Source organism: Pseudomonas sp. Wu6 (assembly GCF_019891515.1).
Classification (GTDB): Bacteria; Pseudomonadota; Gammaproteobacteria; order Pseudomonadales; family Pseudomonadaceae; genus Aquipseudomonas; species Aquipseudomonas orientalis_A.
The window spans coordinates 189,186-206,425 of sequence record NZ_JAFLXH010000004.1 but is presented as its reverse complement, the minus strand read 5'-3'; the positions used below and the strand labels follow the sequence as shown (position 1 = coordinate 206,425).

14 protein-coding genes are annotated in these 17,240 nt (G+C 61.8%); 8 read left to right on the top strand and 6 right to left on the bottom strand.

Annotation, left to right across the window (positions count from 1 at the left end; translation table 11 throughout):
• Positions 1-362: 362 nt before the first annotated feature.
• A complete protein-coding gene (locus tag J1G34_RS04260; RefSeq protein ID WP_222993416.1) occupies positions 363-1,964 on the bottom strand; it encodes a L,D-transpeptidase family protein in 1,602 nt (533 codons plus the stop codon).
• A 39-nt stretch (positions 1,965-2,003) separates the two neighbouring features.
• Between J1G34_RS04260 and J1G34_RS04255 the strand changes: the two genes are divergently transcribed.
• Both J1G34_RS04255 and J1G34_RS04250 read left to right on the top strand, forming a co-directional pair.
• Positions 2,004-2,732 carry a murein L,D-transpeptidase catalytic domain family protein gene (locus tag J1G34_RS04255; RefSeq protein ID WP_130138819.1) on the top strand — a complete coding sequence of 243 codons (729 nt, stop codon included), beginning with the start codon at positions 2,004-2,006 and terminating at the stop codon, positions 2,730-2,732.
• A 29-nt stretch (positions 2,733-2,761) separates the two neighbouring features.
• Entirely contained in the window at positions 2,762-3,508 is a 747-nt protein-coding gene (locus tag J1G34_RS04250) for a creatininase family protein (protein WP_065885211.1), read from the top strand.
• Between the two features lie 133 nt (positions 3,509-3,641).
• On the opposite strand, the gene J1G34_RS04245 is transcribed toward J1G34_RS04250, so the two are convergent.
• Positions 3,642-3,983 carry a hypothetical protein gene (locus tag J1G34_RS04245; protein ID WP_065885210.1) on the bottom strand — a complete coding sequence of 114 codons (342 nt, stop codon included), beginning with the start codon at positions 3,981-3,983 and terminating at the stop codon, positions 3,642-3,644.
• Positions 3,984-4,279: 296 nt separating this feature from the next.
• Here J1G34_RS04245 and J1G34_RS04240 point away from each other — a divergent pair, with 296 nt between their 5' ends.
• Positions 4,280-4,552, top strand: coding sequence for a hypothetical protein (locus J1G34_RS04240; RefSeq protein WP_065885209.1), 273 nt, complete (start codon positions 4,280-4,282; stop codon positions 4,550-4,552).
• Here J1G34_RS04240 and yfcF read toward each other — a convergent pair.
• Both yfcF and J1G34_RS04230 read right to left on the bottom strand, forming a co-directional pair.
• Positions 4,527-5,159 carry a glutathione transferase gene (yfcF, locus tag J1G34_RS04235; protein ID WP_065892993.1) on the bottom strand — a complete coding sequence of 211 codons (633 nt, stop codon included), beginning with the start codon at positions 5,157-5,159 and terminating at the stop codon, positions 4,527-4,529. The genes J1G34_RS04240 and yfcF overlap by 26 nt on opposite strands.
• 107 nt (positions 5,160-5,266) lie before the next feature.
• Positions 5,267-5,818: a DUF924 family protein gene (locus J1G34_RS04230; RefSeq protein WP_065892992.1), complete on the bottom strand. Its 552-nt coding sequence runs from the start codon at positions 5,816-5,818 to the stop codon at positions 5,267-5,269.
• 95 nt (positions 5,819-5,913) lie between these two features.
• On the opposite strand from J1G34_RS04230, the gene J1G34_RS04225 reads away from it, so the two are divergent.
• Positions 5,914-7,068 carry a DUF1624 domain-containing protein gene (locus J1G34_RS04225; protein ID WP_122461396.1) on the top strand — a complete coding sequence of 385 codons (1,155 nt, stop codon included), beginning with the start codon at positions 5,914-5,916 and terminating at the stop codon, positions 7,066-7,068.
• Positions 7,069-7,084: 16 nt separating this feature from the next.
• Here J1G34_RS04225 and J1G34_RS04220 read toward each other — a convergent pair whose 3' ends face one another.
• Positions 7,085-7,714: a DNA-3-methyladenine glycosylase I gene (locus J1G34_RS04220; protein WP_222993414.1), complete on the bottom strand. Its 630-nt coding sequence runs from the start codon at positions 7,712-7,714 to the stop codon at positions 7,085-7,087.
• A gap of 217 nt (positions 7,715-7,931) precedes the next feature.
• Here J1G34_RS04220 and J1G34_RS04215 point away from each other — a divergent pair, with 217 nt between their 5' ends.
• The 4 genes from J1G34_RS04215 to J1G34_RS04200 all read left to right on the top strand — a co-directional run bounded on the left by J1G34_RS04215 (position 7,932) and on the right by J1G34_RS04200 (position 11,906).
• Complete coding sequence (locus tag J1G34_RS04215) at positions 7,932-9,257, top strand: C4-dicarboxylate transporter DctA (protein WP_170827551.1); 1,326 nt, start codon at positions 7,932-7,934, stop codon at positions 9,255-9,257.
• A gap of 109 nt (positions 9,258-9,366) precedes the next feature.
• Positions 9,367-10,068 carry a FadR/GntR family transcriptional regulator gene (locus J1G34_RS04210; RefSeq protein ID WP_065885203.1) on the top strand — a complete coding sequence of 234 codons (702 nt, stop codon included), beginning with the start codon at positions 9,367-9,369 and terminating at the stop codon, positions 10,066-10,068.
• A gap of 17 nt (positions 10,069-10,085) precedes the next feature.
• Positions 10,086-10,769 (top strand): GntR family transcriptional regulator, encoded by a 684-nt coding sequence (locus J1G34_RS04205; RefSeq protein WP_065892989.1) that lies wholly within the window; start codon positions 10,086-10,088, stop codon positions 10,767-10,769.
• Positions 10,770-10,922: 153 nt separating this feature from the next.
• Entirely contained in the window at positions 10,923-11,906 is a 984-nt protein-coding gene (locus J1G34_RS04200; protein ID WP_065892988.1) for an SEL1-like repeat protein, read from the top strand.
• A gap of 85 nt (positions 11,907-11,991) precedes the next feature.
• On the opposite strand, the gene J1G34_RS04195 is transcribed toward J1G34_RS04200, so the two are convergent.
• A complete protein-coding gene (locus tag J1G34_RS04195) occupies positions 11,992-16,860 on the bottom strand; it encodes an NAD-glutamate dehydrogenase (RefSeq protein WP_122483676.1) in 4,869 nt (1,622 codons plus the stop codon).
• Positions 16,861-17,240: the final 380 nt, after the last annotated feature.

Below are 17,240 nucleotides of genomic sequence, written 5' to 3'. Positions count from 1 at the left end.
CGGCAGGACGCCGGGTTAGCCGCACTGGGCCAAGGATGGCCCATTGCGGCGGCCCACGGATTCAAGCCGGAGTGAGGGCACACCGAGCCTAAGCGAGGTGCCGAGTGGTGGGGCAAGAGCCCTTTGGTTACTTTGGGGCTTTTCCAAAGTGACCCGCCGTCAGGGCGGAACCCTAAGTAGCCGTTGCCGCAGAAACGGATATGTACTCGGTCCAATCCAACATCCTGGTCGGCCCAGAGGCCGCCATCGGGGGCAAGCCCCCTCCCACATTTGGACCGAGGTGCGTCAGATGGATACCCGTCGGTTGCGAGGCCGCCATCGGGGGCAAGCCCCCTCCCACATGGGTACCTAGCCATTCAGTTCTACAGCACACTCCCCATGGCCTTGATCAATACCGGATCACGCGCGTAGATATCCGGCGCGTACACCAGACTTCCCTGGCGATCCACTTCCACCGTCCAATACCCCAGCAGCACCGGTACCGGCGTGGCCAGCCTGAATTCATGGGTGATGCCGGTGGCCAGCAGCTCGTCGGTGCGCGTACGTTCGGCCGGCGTCACCAGCAGGTCGCGCAACAGCAGCGGTTGTTCGACCCGTACGCACCCCGAGCTGAACGCCCGTGGCCCCTTGGTAAACAGTGGCTGGCTCGGCGTGTCATGCAGGTACACCGAATACGGGTTGGGGAAACGCATCACGATCTTGCCCAACGGGTTGCGCGGCCCCGCCTCCTGGCGCAGCAGGATATTACCGGGACGCGCCCAGTCGACTTGCTCCGGCGTCAGCGGGTGGCCTTCAGCATCCAGCACTTGCAGGTTCTGCTGGCGCAGGTATTCCGGATTGAGGCGGATGGCCGGCAGCTTGTCCTCGCGCATGATGGTGGGCGGGATGGTCCATGTCGGGTTGAGGGTCAGCCGCGTGATGCGCGATTTGAGCAGCGGTGTCTGGCGCTCGGCGCGGCCCACTTGCAGGCGGGTCTGCCACACGGGAATGCCGCTCTGGTACACGCTCAGTTGCGCGGCCGCGACGTTGACCACCACGCCTTCGGGCTCCAGGTCCCGGGCCAGCCAGCGGAACCGCTCGAGGTTGATGCGCAACTGGTCGCGGCGCATCGCCGGGCTGATATTGAGTTCAGCCACAGTGCCGGCACCGATCACACCGTCGGCCTGCAGGGAATGGCTGAGCTGGAAGGCCTTGACCGCAGCGACCAGCTCGGGGCCGTACTGCCGGGCGCTGCCCTTGGGTTCAGAGGTCAGGTAACCGCCGCGGTAGAGGCGTCGCGCCAGTTCCGGCACCCGTGGGTCTTCCATGCCCGGACGCAACAGCGGCCCACTGCCCACCGCCTCCCACTGCGGCAACGGCTGCTGGCGCGCACTGGAATAAGCGTTACGCAGGCTGCGATACAAATCCGCGCTGGGCCGCGCCTGGTCGAATGCCTGGGCCATGTCCTGCAAGCCGGTGGCGGCGAAGGCCAGCACGGCGGTGCCTGGGTCGTCGGCCGGCGGCTGGGCGTGCCAGAGCGGTTCGAAGCGCGATTGCTGCAGGCGCCCGAAGTGCAAATCCTGCAGGGCCTGGAGGTACTGCTGGCTGATCGCAATATCGCTGCACAGCACATTGGCCGTGGCATCTGCAGCGGGCAGGCTATAGTGGGTGGGGTCCAGGCCGTCGTCGGCGAGCATCAGCAACTGGTCGTGCAAGGCCTGCCGACGCGCGTCGGAAGACCACAACTGCGCATCGCCCTGCTGTTGGTAAAAGGCTTGCAGGCGCAATTGCGCACTGGCGTCGATACGCGGCGCGAGCTGCGGGCAGACACTGGGCAACTGCGCCAGGGCCTGTTGCAGCGGCGCCAGGTCGACCGGTGCTGGAGTCGTGACCGGCAACGGTTCCAGCGGCAGCGCTTCGGCTGTGGCGACCAGTGGTGTAACGAGCAGGCAAATGCTCAAGTAACATGCGTGTTTTTTGAACAATTGACTTAGCTCCACTCCACAGCGGGGACTCGCTTGTAGATGCTGACTTTTATGCGCCGGCTCGGGTTAACCACCCTGGGCCTGATCACGGCGAGCCTGACGTTCCCGAGCGCTGTTGCGCTCGCCGCCAATGGCTCCCCTGCTTCTTTGTATAGCAGCCTGGCGCGCTCGGCTCCAGAACTCAATCCCATCGTGTTGAAAAGCGCCCTTAGCGCGGTGCAGTGCGCGGTCAATAACGGCGAGGAACGCTCCGATCGCCTGGCCGTGATTGACTACTCCCAGCCGTCTACCGCCCGTCGGCTGTGGATTTTCGACCTGCGCAAAAAGACCCTGGTTCTGCGCGACCTGGTGGCCCACGGCGCCAAGTCCGGCGAAAACTTCGCCACCGAATTTTCCAATCTCGAAGGCAGTCATCAGTCCAGCCTGGGCCTGTTCCGCACCCAGGAAAGTTACCTCGGCACCCACGGATACTCGCTGCGCATGGACGGCCTGGAGCCTGGCTTCAATGACCTGGCCCGCGACCGCGCCATTGTGATTCATGCCGCCGACTACGTCAGCCCGCTATGGAGCAAGCGCGAAGGCCGTATCGGCCGCAGCCAGGGCTGCCCGGCGGTGCGCCCGCAAGTCGCGCGCCAAGTGGTGGACAAGCTCAAGGACGGACAATTCATGTTTTCGTGGTACCCCGACCAGCGCTGGTTGAAGTCTTCGACCTATCTCAATTGCAAACCCCAACAGGTGGCCAGTAGTCGTACAATCCGTGGCGGATAGCCTGTCCCACAGATAAAAGAGAGCGTCGCATGCTTCTACACACGTCCACCTGGATCGAGATCGGGCAGTTTCTGCAGCGCAGCCGCACGGTGATAATTCCCATCGGCTCCAACGAGCAACACGGCCCCACCGGCCTGCTGGGCACCGACTGGATGTGCCCGGAGATCATCGCCGTCGAGGCGCAGAAGCAGGCTGATATTCTGGTCGGCCCGACGTTCAACATCGGCATGGCCCAGCACCACTTGGGCTTTCCCGGCACCATCTCGCTGCGCCCTTCCACCTTTATCGCCGCGATCGGCGACTGGGTGCGCTCGCTGGCCGGGCATGGTTTCGACAAGATCCTGTTCCTCAACGGCCACGGCGGCAATATCGCCACCATCGAAGCGGCGTTTTCCGAACTCTACGCCGAAGCCAGCTTTGCCCGCCGCCCGGCCGGGTTCGCCCTCAAGCTGGTCAACTGGTGGGACCTGGAAGGCGTCACCGACCTGGCGCAGCGCCAATTCCCGGTGGGCCATGGCAGCCACGCCACCCCGTCGGAGATTGCCGTGACGCAATGGGCCTATCCGGACTCGATCAAGTCGGCCGAGTACTCGCCGCGAATCGCCAACACCGGCCCGATCCGCGAAGCGCTGGACTTTCGCGCACGCTTCCCCGACGGGCGCATGGGCTCGGACCCGGCATTGGCGACGGTAGAGAAAGGCGGTGAACTGGTGGCTTTGGCGGCGCAGGGGCTGGTCAAGACCGTGAATGCCTTCAGCAATGAGTCAAAACCCTGAGTCGAACACTATCCAAATGTGGGAGGGGGCTTGCCCCCGATGACGGTGTGTCAGTCAGCAAAACTGTAGCTGACCCACCGCTATCGGGGGCAAGCCCCCTCCCACATTTGATTTGTATTCATTCTTGCACAGGTTACTGACAGTCCTGCGCAGCCTGTTCGAGCCGTGACGCCTTGATCGCCGAAGCCAGCGGTTTGCGCTCGTACAGGAACACCTTGGTGCCATCCTGGGATTTATAGGCTTCCAGCACATCATCAGCCGCGATCTTGCTGGTCAACAGCACCTTGGCGTGGCGCGAGTTCTGCGTCACGGTCGAGGTGATGCCGTGCTTTTCAAGCTTGGGCAGTACGCATTGCACATAGCCTTCAGGGGTTTTGGCGGTGTGCAGGGTCAGCGATGGGGCGTTCGGAGCCGTGATGCAACCGGTCAGCGCCAGGGCAGAAAGAGCCAGGGCCGGGGCGAAAAAAGCGTGCATAAACATTCCTGAAAAATAACAAAATAGGTGCCTGTCGATCCGCGTATCAACCAGCGCGGCACTCTGCGGTGCAGACGTGTCATGCACCTGTACAACACCCCACGGAGTTTACGAGCATCAGGGTGATCAAAACCAGCTGGATCAGAGTCCTCATCGCGCATTTCCTTGAGCCGCGTTTCGATGAGCGGATTTTGCGCTTTTGCCGTAAAAACAGAACTTGTGATCCTTGATGGTGACTATTATTTGAACCGATAGTGTCAGGTAGCCCAACCCATAAAACCTATAAGGACCATGCCATGAAGCGTCACCAGAAAACCTTCGACCGCATCCGCGAAGCCGTATTGCCGGAGTTTCGCGAGCGCGTCGCCGATTACCTGGTCGAGTATGAAGACGTGCTGTTGAGTGACACCAGCGTTGCCGCCGCGCAATCGGCCAGTGCCCAGCAACTGCGTGGCTACCTGCGCGGTTTGAACACCACGCGCGTGCTGGGCATGGCCGATTGGGAAGACCTGGACCGGCGCGTCGCGCAAATGAACGACAGCCCTACACCCCAGGGCGTGGCTGGTTGAGCCATTCCTGCACCGATGGCCTTTGCCACTGACGCCGGGCGTAAGCCACCAGTGGCGCCGGCACGGCGTCGCCGTTGAGGATCAGGCGATTGAGCATCACCGCCAGGTCCACATCGGCAATCGACCAAGTGCCGAACAGGTAGTCCGGGTCATCCATCAGTAATTCCTGCGCCACGCCGATCAATTTGCCCGCAGCAGCCTCGGCCAATGGCGACAACGGCGGCATCTTCTGCCCGCAGAACACCACCAGGGTCGAGCGCTCCTGGCGAATCGGCAGCAAATCACTGCGCAACCACGCCTGCACCTGCCGTGCCCTCGCCCGCTGCTGCGGGTCCACCGGATAAACGCGGCTCTCGGGATAGGCTTCGTCCAGGTATTCAGTAATCGCCGAAGACTCCGACAGCGAGAACTCGCCGTCCTCCAGCGTCGGCACCCGCTGGGTCAAAGACAATCGCGCGTAGCCCGCCGCCTGCTGCTGGCCGGCCTCCAGGTCCAGGGGCACGGTCTCGAATGCCAAGCCCTTTTCCCGCAAGGCGACGAATACCGACATGGCATAGGGGCTGACGAACAGCGAATCAACGTAGAGGCGCAGCGGACGGTGGCTCATGGGCGATCTCCTTGAAATAAGGCTTCACGCTACGAGATGCGCGATGATAAAGACAATGCGGCGTTTTTATGGGGCCATTCCTCGCGGGAATAGTGCAGCTTGATCACTTAACCCGCGAATCCGCCGGCGTCGAGGAAGTCTCGTTCTTCATCGGTGGTCTCTCTGGCCAACACCGCATTGCGATGGGGAAAGCGCCCAAACCGCTGGATAATCCGCGCATGCTCCCGGGCCCAGTGAGAGGTATTGGCGTCCAGAGGCTGATTAAGCGCGATGGAGCGTTGCTGATCCTGCGGATCTTCCGAATGCTCAAACGGCAAATAACAAAAAGCGCGCAGTTCGGGTTCGATCAGTTGATCCAATCCTGCGTCCACCATGCATCGCGCATACAGGCGCGCCAGCGGGTCGGTGGCGAACATATGCGCCGTGCCACGAAAAGCGTTGCGCGGATACTGGTCCAGCAGGATCAGCAAGGCCAGCGCACCGTGGGGCGTGTCCAGCCAATCCTCCAGCTCGCGCCGGGCCGCCTGCAGATGGGTGGTGTGGAAGGTCTCGCGAAAGCTCGCGTCGAATTCGTCGTCCTTGGCAAACCAACGCTTTGGGCCCGCCTGTTTCCAGAAGTCGATCACGGCCTCGGCCGATTGGACGTTCCTGTGTGTCATCAATGCCTCCGATACGCTCGTTTAAACAGCGCGGCAATGCGCCAATAATGTTATATGATAACGCCTCTTTTTTTCCCAGCCTTGTGAACTGCCCCATGACCGATGCTGTTGCGCTACGCCAACGCCTGCTTTCCATCGACGCCCTGCGGGGCCTGGTGATCCTGTTCATGTTGCTCGACCACACACGCGAAACGTTCCTGCTGCACCGCCAGGTCGGCGACCCGATGAACATCGACACCACCGAGCCCGCGCTGTTTTTCAGCCGCACCCTCGCCCATCTTTGCGCGCCCGTGTTCGTGTTGCTCACCGGTATGTCAGCCTGGCTGTACGGCCAGAAATACCAGGGTCGGCGCGCGGTGTCGGCATTTTTGTTCAAGCGTGGGCTGTTTCTGGTGGTATTGGAGGTCACGCTGGTCCACTTCGCCTGGACCTTCCAGTGGCCACCGGGACTGCTTTATCTGCAGGTTATCTGGGCGATCGGGGTAAGCATGATCGCCCTCGCCGCGCTGGTATGGTTGCCGCGCCCGCTGCTGATTACTTTGGCGCTGGTATTGATTGCCGGGCATAACCTGCTCGACGGCGTGCATTTCACCCCCGGCTCGGCCGCGCAGGTGGCGTGGTCGATCCTGCATGAGCGCAGTTTTATCGAGGTGTCCGACACCCTGCGCATTCGTGTGACGTACCCGGTACTGCCATGGATCGGCGTGATTGCCCTGGGCTACGGCCTCGGTCCGTGGTTTTCGACGACCGTGCTCCCCGCCGTGCGCCAGCGTTATCTGCTGCTCGCAGGCGTCGGCGCACTGCTGGGGTTTGTGCTGTTGCGGGCACTCAACGGATATGGCGACAAGCCTTGGCAGGCCTACGACAGCGGCGTGCAGAGCGTGATGAGCTTTTTCAACGTCACCAAGTATCCACCTTCGTTGTTGTTCCTGGCGCTGACGCTGGGCATCGGCCTGCTGTTGCTGCTGGCGTTCGAACGTGCCGGGCACAAGCGCTGGATCAGCATGCTGGCGGTATTTGGCGCGGCGCCGATGTTCTTTTATCTGCTGCACCTGTATGTGCTCAAACTGATTCATGTCGCGTGTGTCGCGTTGTTTGGGCTCAATCACGGCAATTATTTCGGTTTCGACAGCGTCGGCGCCGTGTGGGCGGTGGCGTTGGTGCTGCCACTGGCGCTGTATGTGCCGGTGCGATGGTTCGCCGCACTCAAGGCGCGGCGCAGGGATATCACCTGGCTTAAATATTTCTGAGCACGCGGGCGAGCGCTCAGGGTCGTTCGAACTGATGCCGCAGTGCTTCGATACGTTCTCGGCAGATGCAGCCCTCCAAGTGATCATTGACCATGCCCAGCGCCTGCATCAGCGCATACATCGTGGTCGGGCCGACAAAGGTCCAACCGCGTTTCTTGAGCGCCTTGGACAAGCGCACCGAAGCCGGCGAGGTCGGGTTGGCGTTCCAGTACGCCATGTCCACCACCGCCGGGCGCTCCTGCGGGCCGGGCTCGAAAGACCATACCCAGCGCGCCAGCGAACCGCTTTCACTTACCAGTTCGCAGGCGCGGCGGGCATTGTTGATCGTCGACACAATCTTCGCCCGGTTGCGCACGATACCCGGGTCGCCCATCAAGCGTTCGATATCCGCCTCGCCATACTGCGCCACCTTGCGAAAATCAAAGCCGTCGAACGCCCGCCGAAACTGCTCGCGCTTGCGCAAGATAGTGATCCACGCCATCCCGGCCTGAAAACCTTCCAGGCAAATCTTCTCGTACAGCAGGACGTCATCCGCCACCGGCACGCCCCACTCATGGTCGTGGTAATGCAGGTATTGCGGCGCGGCGTTACACCAGGCGCAGCAGGTGCGCCCGGCTTCATCCGTTGTCAGGCCTGATTGTTCCATCCATCACCTCGTGTACCGAGCGCGGATGATACGCAAAAAAAATTTCCACGGCGTCAACCGCTCAAACACCGTACTTACCGACTCACTGGTCAGACCGGGTCCTATCGACCACCGAATATTTACTTGTAGTTTGAAAAAAACCGGGCGTAGACTGGCCGCGCACTGGACTTACCGGTAAGACCATAACAATTAAGCCCTGGAACCACCAGGGCACCGAATAGAGATCCCTCCCATGCTCAGATGGTGCTCGCGTTCGATTTTCCTGCAAGTCGTGATTGGCCTGATGCTAGGCGTCATTTGCGGCCTGGCCCTCCCCGAATTCTCCTCGCAACTCAAACCCCTGGGTGACGGCTTTATCAAGCTGATCAAAATGCTGATCGGCCTGATTGTATTCTGCGTCGTGGTCAGCGGCATTTCCGGCGCCGGCGATTTGAAGAAAGTCGGGCGCATTGGCTTGAAGTCAGTGATCTATTTCGAAGTGCTGACCACCGTCGCCCTGGTGCTCGGCCTGATCATGGCCTTCAGCACCGGCATCGGCAGCGGCGCCAACATCCATCTTGAGCAGCTTTCGTCCGCCGGCTTGAATGAACTGGCCGACAAGGGCCAGCACATCAAGGGCACCAGCCAGTTCCTGATGGACCTGATCCCCAACTCGGTAATCGGTGCCTTCGCCGACAACAACGTGCTGCAGGTGCTGTTGTTCTCGGTGCTGTTCGGCAGTGCGCTGAACCTGGTGGGTGAAGCGGCGTCGGGCATCTCGCGGCTGATCAACGAGCTGAGCCATGTGATCTTCCGCATCATGGGCATGATCGTGCGCCTGGCGCCAATCGGCGTATTCGGCGCGATCGCGTTCACCACCAGCACCTATGGCCTGGACTCCCTGCAACACCTGGGCAGCCTGGTGGGCCTGTTCTACCTGACATGCCTGGCCTTCGTCGGCCTGATCCTCGGCCTGGTGATGCGCTTGTCGGGCCTGCGCATGCTGCCGCTGCTCAAGTACCTGCGCGAAGAACTGCTGATCGTGATGGGCACGGCTTCGTCCGACGCGGTGCTGCCGCAGATCATGCGCAAGCTGGAGCACCTGGGGATTGGCAGCTCCACCGTGGGCCTGGTGATTCCTACCGGCTACTCGTTCAACCTCGACGGTTTCTCGATCTACCTGACCCTGGCCATCGTGTTTATCGCCAACGCGACCGGCACCCCGCTGTCGATGACCGACCTGCTCACGATCCTGCTGGTCTCCTTGATCACCTCCAAAGGCGCCCACGGCATTCCGGGTTCGGCCCTGGTGATTCTGGCGGCCACGCTCACGGCCATCCCGGCGATTCCGGTGGTCGGCCTGGTGCTGGTACTCGCGGTGGACTGGTTCATGGGCATAGGCCGTGCCTTGACCAACCTGATCGGCAACTGCGTCGCCACCGTGGCCATCGCCCGCTGGGAAAAAGACATCGATATCCAGCGCGCCAACAAGGTACTCGACGGTCAGCAAGGCTATGCCTTCCAGACCAAGAAACCGGTATTGCCGGCGCATCAGGAGTTCTGATCCGCTTTCAAGCACAACACAAATCCAATGTGGGAGGGGGCTTGCCCACTCCCACATTGGTTCATCACAAGATTGACTGCCGTATTCGCAACATCAAGGAGACATCGACGTGATCAGCACCTCAACCGTCGTCAATTCAGTCGTAGAAAAACTGCGCGCCGCCCTGGCACGCGGGCAATGGCGGCGTGGTGAAATGCTGCCCGGCCAGCGTGAACTGGCCGAGCAGATGGGCATCAGCCGCCCGAGCCTGCGCGAAGCGGTGATCGTGCTGGAAACCCTCGGCCTGGTGCGCTCCATGCCCGGCAAAGGCGTGGTGGTGCTGGAAACCAGCGTCAGCGAGCCGCAGTCGAGCGACGCCGTGGCCGATGCCAGCCTCGAAGACATTCTGCAACTGCGCTATACCCTGGAACCCTTCATCGTCGGCCTGGTCGCCCAATCCATCAGCAGCAAGGAAATCGGCCAACTGCGCCTGACCCTGATGGACATGCGCGAAGCCCTGGATGCGGGCGACGCCGAGGCGGGCATGAACGCCTACATCGAATTTCACGAAGAACTGTTCGCCCTGACCTCCAACCCGATCTTCCAGAACGTGGTGCAGCAGACCAGCACGGCGCTCAAGCAAAGCGCCCAGGTGTTGCGCAATTCCCCGGAGCACCTGGCCGAACGCCTGCAGGAAAACGAAGCCGTGGTGCGCGCCATCCGCAACAAGAACAGTGCCCTGGCCAGTGCCGAAATGCGTCGGCACATCCTGCAGGAAGGCTTGCGCATGGGCATTCGCCTGAACATCCCGGATGACCATCTGGGCAGTTGAATAATTGGAGACAGGCCATGAACGTCCACGCCCTGCAACGCGACCCCCTGCCCTGCCTGCGTCGGGTGCCGGGCAAGAAGCCCTCGGCAGATGAGATCTATCCACGGCTGTTCGACGCCATTCTCGAGCAACGCATCGCCCCCGCCAGCCGCTTCACCGAAGAAAGCCTGGGGGAGCGCTTTGGCGTGAGCCGCAGCGTGATCCGCCGCGTCCTGGCCAAGTTGTCACAGCAGCAAGTGATCATCCTGCGCCCCAACCAGCGGGCCCAGGTGGCGGCGCCGGACGCCCAGCAAACCCGGCAGATTCTCGAAGCCCGGCGCATGACCGAAATGACCGTGGTGCAATTGGCCTGCGCCCGGGCGACAGGGGCACAGGTACGCCAGTTACGCGAGTTGATCGCCCGCGAACGCGACTGCATCGAACGCGACCAGCGCGGGCCGGCGATCCGGTTGTCCGGTGAATTCCATTTACAACTGGCCGCTATCGCCGGGAACGGGCCATTGGCGCAGTTCCTCAATAGCCTGGTGCCGTTGACCTCGCTGGTCATTGCCCAGTACGAACGTCGAACCCGCACCTGTTGTGCCTGGCAGGAGCATGTGGCGATTGTGGATGCGCTGGCGCAGCGCGACTCGGGCACCGCCGTAGCGCTGATGACGCAGCACCTGGACCACCTGGAAACACAGCTCTTGAAAAACCACTGATCCGACCTGCATAACGATCAACCTGTGGGAGCGCACCGCCTCTCACAGGCAAGGTGGCCAGCCACAGCGCGTCAAGTAATTAGCACCTTGGCCCCACACGCTCTGCATAACCTGTGTCTCGCACAATTTCAGTGCTTATCACAGGTACGAACCATGTCCATCGAATCACAAACCCGAATCTCACTGTTCAACCTGCTCAAGCAGTTGAAAGAGCAGTCCGCAGCACTCCCGGCCGAGGTCAACACAGCCTTGACTGAACTCAATGCAACAGCCAAGCAGATCGGGCTTGGCCTTTACGCACTGGGCAGTTATGACAAGGCGAGGTTTCATCTGACCATCGCCGGCGCCGCAGGCGACGTGGAATCGCAATACGCCATGGCCACCTGCGAAACGCGCCTGGACGGCGGCTTTCGCCTTGTCAGCGAGGCGACCGCCAAATGGCTGCGACTGGCGGCCGCTCAAGACCATATTCCAGCATTGCTGCGCTTGGGCGACAGCGAATCCCTGGCCAGAGCCAGGACGCTGGCAACCACACCACCCCTTGCCGATACGCCCTCGGCACAGCGTTGTCTGTATACGCTGACCAACGACGTGCAGTGGCTGAAAAAAGCCGCTGATCAAGGCGACATCGCAGCGATATACGAACTGAAAGACGCCTACGCCAAACGACCGGAACTGATACCCAATCGCCTGGAACGCCAGGCACTGATCGTGGAACTGACTCAACGAGCGGCCGACAGGGGTTATCCAAAGGCAGTGTACGAGTTGGCCTTTACCACCGACGAAGCGGTCAGTGTTGAGGAAAAACAAAAAAGGATTATCCAACTGGCAATGATGGGCCAGCTCGATGGGCTGCTGGAGTACGCGTATGCGCTGGCAGGCTTGTCGCAGGACAAGAATCGGGTACACCGCACCTACGGACTTGAACGTAATCTGCCCAAGGCCTGTGCGTTGTTGAAGCTGGTCCTGACCAAGGTAGATGGCGCATTGCCCCTGCCATCGGTCGAAGACGATTATCAGGCCATCAAGCATCAAATGCAGGACACCGCCGAAAGCGACATCATCCTGGCGCAACTGCGGGGAACCATTACGCGGGTATTCCAGGTGCTCGAACCGCTGGTCATTCTCGGCTGGTGACACCGATATCCGGGGAGAAGCGTGCCCCCCACCGATAAAAAAGGCCCCGTATCCTGCGATACGGGGCCTCTTCATTACCGCTCGATCACGCCGGCTGCAACACCGACTGACCACTCAACGCCAGGTCCAGCAACTCACGGTTGGCCACCGCGTACATGGCGTAGTCCGTGCCGACCGCAGCACGGATTTCCACCATCATCGCGCGCCAGCGATCCGCCATGTCCTGATGCTGCTCAAGCCACAGGGCCACGCGGGCTTCCATGTCCTGCGGCGCGTCGGCCATTTGCAGGACCGAAATGGTGATCGCCCGTTGCTGCCAGTCCACGTCGTCGCGGAAGGCTTCGCGGGCCTGGGCCTGCCAGTTGTTGCCCACCGGCAGGTCGCTGATCTGCTGCAGGTACCACGGCAGGTCCAGCGCGCTGCCGACGGCGAAGTAGGCCTTGGCCACTTCGGCGGCGTCATGCCCGGTCACGTCGGCGGCTTCGATGATCGGCAGCAGGGTGTACAGGTGGGTAGTGCCTGCAACCATGCGCGCCAACAACTCCGGTACGCCGGCCTGGGTGTAGGCCTGGTAACGGTTCTGCCAGCCTTCACGAGTCGGGCCTTCAAGCAGTTCATCGAGCTTGAGACCCAGCGCCGCCAGGTGCGGACCGAAGTGCGCGGTATCACGCCCGGCGTCCTGTTCGTTGCGACGACTGCGCAGGAACCAGCGCGTGGCGCGACGGCCCAGGCGCATCAGTTCGTCCATCAGCTCCAGTTGCACGTCGGCCGAAACCTGGTGGTCCAGGGCTTCGATCTGACGGAACCAGTGCGGGAGATGGAAGATGTCACGCACAATCACATAGGCGCCGGCCACGTTCGCCGGACTCATGCCGGTCGACTCTTTGAGTCGCTGCACGAAGGTGATGCCCATGTGGTTGACCAGGTCGTTGGCGATCTGGGTGCTGACAATCTCGCGCTTGAGGCGGTGACGGCGCATGGCCTCGGAGAACTTGGCCACCAGGCTCGGCGGGAACGCGGTCTCCATGTCACGGGTCAGGTACTCGTCATCCGGCACCTGGGACTTGAGCAGCGCTTCCTTGAGGTCGATCTTGCTGTAGGAGATCAACACCGACAGCTCCGGACGCGTCAGGCCCTTGCCGGTCGAGGCGCGCTCGACCAGTTGCTCCTCGGTCGGCAGGTACTCGATGGCGCGGTCCAGCTTGCCACGGCCTTCCAGGTCGCTCATCAGGCGCTTGTACTCGGCGGCGCGCTCGTAAGCCTTGCGCGCGGCCAGGGACAGGGCCTGGGTCTGTTTGTAGTTGTTGCCCAGCACCAGGTTGCCGACTTCGTCGGTCATGCTCGCCAGCAACTGGTTGCGCTGCTTGTCGGTCATGTCACCGGCCTGCACCACTTCGTTAAGCAGGATCTTGATGTTCACTTCGTGGTCGGAGCAGTCCACGCCGCCGGCGTTGTCGATGAAGTCGGTGTTGGAACCGCCGCCATTGAGGCCGAACTCGACACGGCCCAGTTGGGTCATGCCCAGGTTGCCGCCCTCGCCCACCACTTTGCAGCGCAGCTCGTTGCCGTTGACGCGCAGCGCGTCGTTGGCCTTGTCGCCCACATCGGCGTGGCTCTCGGTGCTGGCCTTGACGTAGGTGCCGATACCGCCGTTCCACAACAGGTCCACCGGCGCCTTGAGCAAGGCATTGAGCAGTTCGGTCGGGGTCAGCTTGTCGGCCTGGATGTCGAAGCGTTCTTTCATCTGCGCCGAGATGGCAATGCTCTTGGCACTGCGCGAGAAGATCCCGCCGCCTTCGGACATGATGCTGGTGTCGTAGTCGGTCCAGGCCGAACGCGGCAGCTCGAACAGGCGCTGGCGCTCGACGAAGCTGGTGGCCGGGTTCGGGTTCGGGTCGATGAAGATGTGCAGGTGGTTGAAGGCCGCGACCAGTTGCAGCTTGTCGGACATCAGCAAGCCGTTACCGAACACGTCACCGGCCATATCGCCGACGCCCACCACGGTGATGCTGTCTTCCTGCACATTGATGCCGCGCTCACGGAAGTGACGCTGCACACCGACCCACGCGCCCTTGGCAGTAATGCCCATTTTCTTGTGGTCGTAACCGGCCGAACCACCGGAGGCGAACGCGTCGCCCAGCCAGAAGCCGTAGTCGATGGCGATGCCGTTGGCGATATCGGAGAAGGTCGCAGTGCCCTTGTCCGCTGCCACCACCAGGTACGGGTCATCGTTGTCATGACGCACAACGTTGGCCGGCGGCACCAGGGCGCCGTCCTTCAGGTTGTCGGTAATGTCCAACAGGCCGGAAATGAAGATGCGGTAGCAGGCGATGCCCTCGGCCGCGATCTCGTCACGGCTGCCGCCCAATGGCAGGCGACGCGGCAGGAAGCCACCCTTGGCGCCTACGGGCACGATCACCGAGTTCTTCACCTGCTGGGCTTTTACCAGGCCGAGCACTTCGGTACGGAAGTCTTCTTCCCGGTCGGACCAGCGCAGGCCGCCACGGGCGACGTTGCCAAAGCGCAGGTGCACGCCTTCGACGCGTGGCGAGTAGACGAAGATCTCGAACTTCGGCACCGGCTTGGGCAGCTCGGGGATCGCATGCGGGTTGAACTTGAAGCTGAAGTACGACTTGTTCTGGCCGTTGGCGTCGGTCTGGTAGAAGTTGGTGCGCAGGGTCGCCTTGATCAGGTCCAGGTAGCGACGCAGGATGCGGTCTTCGTTGAGCACCTGGACATCGTCCAGGGCGGCGAGGATCGCTTGTTCCAGGCGTTGCTGCTTGTCTTCCAGGTCGTCGGCGGTGAGCTTGCGCGCCAGGTAGAAGCGGGTCTTGAACAACCGGGTCAACTCGCGGGCGATGTCGGTGTGGTTGTTCAGGGTGCTGGCAATGTAGCCGAGGTCGAAGCCCAGGCGGATCTGCTTGAGGTAACGGGCATACGCGCGCAGCAGCGCCACGTCACGCCATGGCAGGCCGGCGGTGAGTACCAGGCGGTTGAACGCATCGTTCTCGGCATCGCCGTGCACGATGTGCACGAAGGCATCCTGCAGGGTGTCGTTGAGCTGCGAGATATCCAGGTTCACGCCTTCGGCGGCGATGAACGCGAAATCATGGATCCAGAACTCGCGGCCATTGGCATGGCGCAGGCGGTACGGGAATTCGCCCAGAACGCGCAGGCCCAGGTTCTCCAGGATCGGCAGCACGTCGGACAGCGCCAGCGGGGTGTCGGCGTGGTAGAGCTTGCAATGCAGCTCACGCTGGCCGGAGACCTGGCCCAGCGGCTGATAGAAGCTCATCACCAGCGGGTTGGCTTCGGTCAGGCTGTTGAGGTGCTGCATGTCGACCACGGCCGAATGCGCGGCGAAACGCTCGCGGTAACCGGCCGGGAAGCCTTTGGGGAAATCCGCCAGCACGTTGGTGCCGTGGGCTTCGCCGAAGCTTTCCACCACCAGGCTGGCGTAGTCGTCCTGCCAGCTGCGGCAGGCCTGTACCACTTCCTTTTCCAGTTGCAGCGGGTCGATGTCCAGGCGATTCTTCGGGTCGACCCGCAGAATCAGTTGTACGCGGGCCAGCACGGACTCGGAGAAGAAGGTCCAGAACTCGCAGTCCGAGGCTTTCAGGCGATCCATCAGCACTTGCTGGATTTTCTGGCGCACTTCGGTGGAATAGATGTCGCGTGGCACGTAGGCCAGGCAGTAGCAGAAACGGCCGTACGGGTCTTTGCGCAGGAACACGCGGATCTTGTTGCGCTCCTGGATCTGCACGATCGACATCACCGTGCTGAACAGCTCATCGACCGGGGTCTGGAACAGGTCGTCACGGGGCAGCACTTCAACCACCTGGGCCAGTTCCTTGCCCAGGTGCGCCTTGGCCTGGAAGCCCGAGCGGCGCTCGATTTCCGCGACCTTGCGGCGGATGTAAGGAATCACCCGCACGCTTTCGCCATACACCGAGGAGGTATACAGGCCCATGAAGCGGTGTTCCTTGATGACCTTGCCGTCAGCGGTGATTTCGCGGATCGACACATAGTCCGGATACGCCGGGCGGTGTACGCGGCTCGGGTGGGCAGCCTTGGCGAACGACAGCACGGTCGGTTCGCGCAGGTAGGCCACGGCGTAGTCTTCGATGCGCAGGTCTTCGGCGGTGAGGCCGGCGCGCAGCAACTTGGTCAGACCGAGGAAGGAGTCGGCGTCATATTCGATATGACCGCCGTCCGCCTCGTCACGTACCACGAACTCTTCATAGCCCAGGAAGGTGAAGTGGTTGCCCACCAGCCACTCGAGGAAATTCTTGATCTCGGCCTTTTCTTCGCCGTCGATAGCGAAAGCGCTGGCGTCGATACCGGCCAGCAGGTCCTGGACCTTGGCTTTCATCGGTTCGAAATCGGCCACGGCCACGCGCACTTCGCCCAGCACCTGCTCGAGCTCTTTGCTCAGCACGTTCAGCTCGGCGGCGTTGGCGCAGCGGTCGATTTCCAGGTACATCAGCGATTCTTGCAGGATGCCTTCGCCCTGGGTGCCCTTGGGCAGCACTTCCAGCAGTTCGCCCTTGCTGCCACGGCGCACACTGAGCACGGTGGTTTGCAGGGTGTGGATGCTGTAGCCGCGGCGGTTGAGCTCGGTACGCACCGAGTCGACCAGGAATGGCAGGTCATGGTGCAGCACTTCGACCGCAGTGTGGGTCGATTGCCAGCCATGACGTTCGTAATCGGGGTTGTAGACCCGCACTTGCGGTTGGGTGTGATCGAAGCGCTCAAGCAGGCGCCAGGCGGACAGGGTGCAACCGGCCAGGTCGGAAAGGCGACGCTGGGTCAGTTCGTCCAGGGAAATGATGCCGAAGAATTGCTCAGCGAACAGCGCCACTTGTGGCAGTGCCTGTTCACTGATGTGCTGCGCCAGTGCCGCTTGCAGTTGGTGCTGGAAGTCGGCCTTGCTGGCTGCGGTGAAGAACGCCATCTGTGGTACTCCGCTTGGGCTTGTTATTGATGGAAGCGTCGCGTGTTATCCCCCTGCGGGGAGACCGTCAGCTCTGTTCGTCGGTCACGATAAACGATTCAGAGTGACAGGTGGGTGAAGCTGGACAAGACAGTCAGGTCACATACAACTTCCACCGGATGCGCACCTTGCCGGGTGACGGTACGACGGGCAGGTCAGGCGCCTGGCACGGAGCACATCCGTTGCGCAGCTTAACGAGTGTGGGAAGCGCGCTGCTTGCGATGCTGCGACATATTCGGTCATCGGCAAGCAGGTGTGGGGTTGCAAATTGGGCAACCGGGTTTTTCCGGATGAAAACCGGCTGCTTTCAGGCCCACGAGTACCGGAAATGACCGACACTG

Bases quoted from the DNA above. Each gene is read 5' to 3' on its own strand.
- J1G34_RS04255 (WP_130138819.1), top strand. From the start codon at position 2,004: ATGCTGACTTTTATGCGCCGGCTCGGGTTAACCACCCTGGGCCTGATC.
- J1G34_RS04250 (WP_065885211.1), top strand. From the start codon at position 2,762: ATGCTTCTACACACGTCCACCTGGATCGAGATCGGGCAGTTTCTGCAG.
- J1G34_RS04245 (WP_065885210.1), bottom strand. From the start codon at position 3,983: ATGCACGCTTTTTTCGCCCCGGCCCTGGCTCTTTCTGCCCTGGCGCTG.
- J1G34_RS04240 (WP_065885209.1), top strand. From the start codon at position 4,280: ATGAAGCGTCACCAGAAAACCTTCGACCGCATCCGCGAAGCCGTATTG.
- yfcF (WP_065892993.1), bottom strand. From the start codon at position 5,159: ATGAGCCACCGTCCGCTGCGCCTCTACGTTGATTCGCTGTTCGTCAGC.
- J1G34_RS04230 (WP_065892992.1), bottom strand. From the start codon at position 5,818: ATGACACACAGGAACGTCCAATCGGCCGAGGCCGTGATCGACTTCTGG.
- J1G34_RS04225 (WP_122461396.1), top strand. From the start codon at position 5,914: ATGACCGATGCTGTTGCGCTACGCCAACGCCTGCTTTCCATCGACGCC.
- J1G34_RS04220 (WP_222993414.1), bottom strand. From the start codon at position 7,714: ATGGAACAATCAGGCCTGACAACGGATGAAGCCGGGCGCACCTGCTGC.
- J1G34_RS04205 (WP_065892989.1), top strand. From the start codon at position 10,086: ATGAACGTCCACGCCCTGCAACGCGACCCCCTGCCCTGCCTGCGTCGG.
- J1G34_RS04200 (WP_065892988.1), top strand. From the start codon at position 10,923: ATGTCCATCGAATCACAAACCCGAATCTCACTGTTCAACCTGCTCAAG.
- J1G34_RS04195 (WP_122483676.1), bottom strand. From the start codon at position 16,860: ATGGCGTTCTTCACCGCAGCCAGCAAGGCCGACTTCCAGCACCAACTG.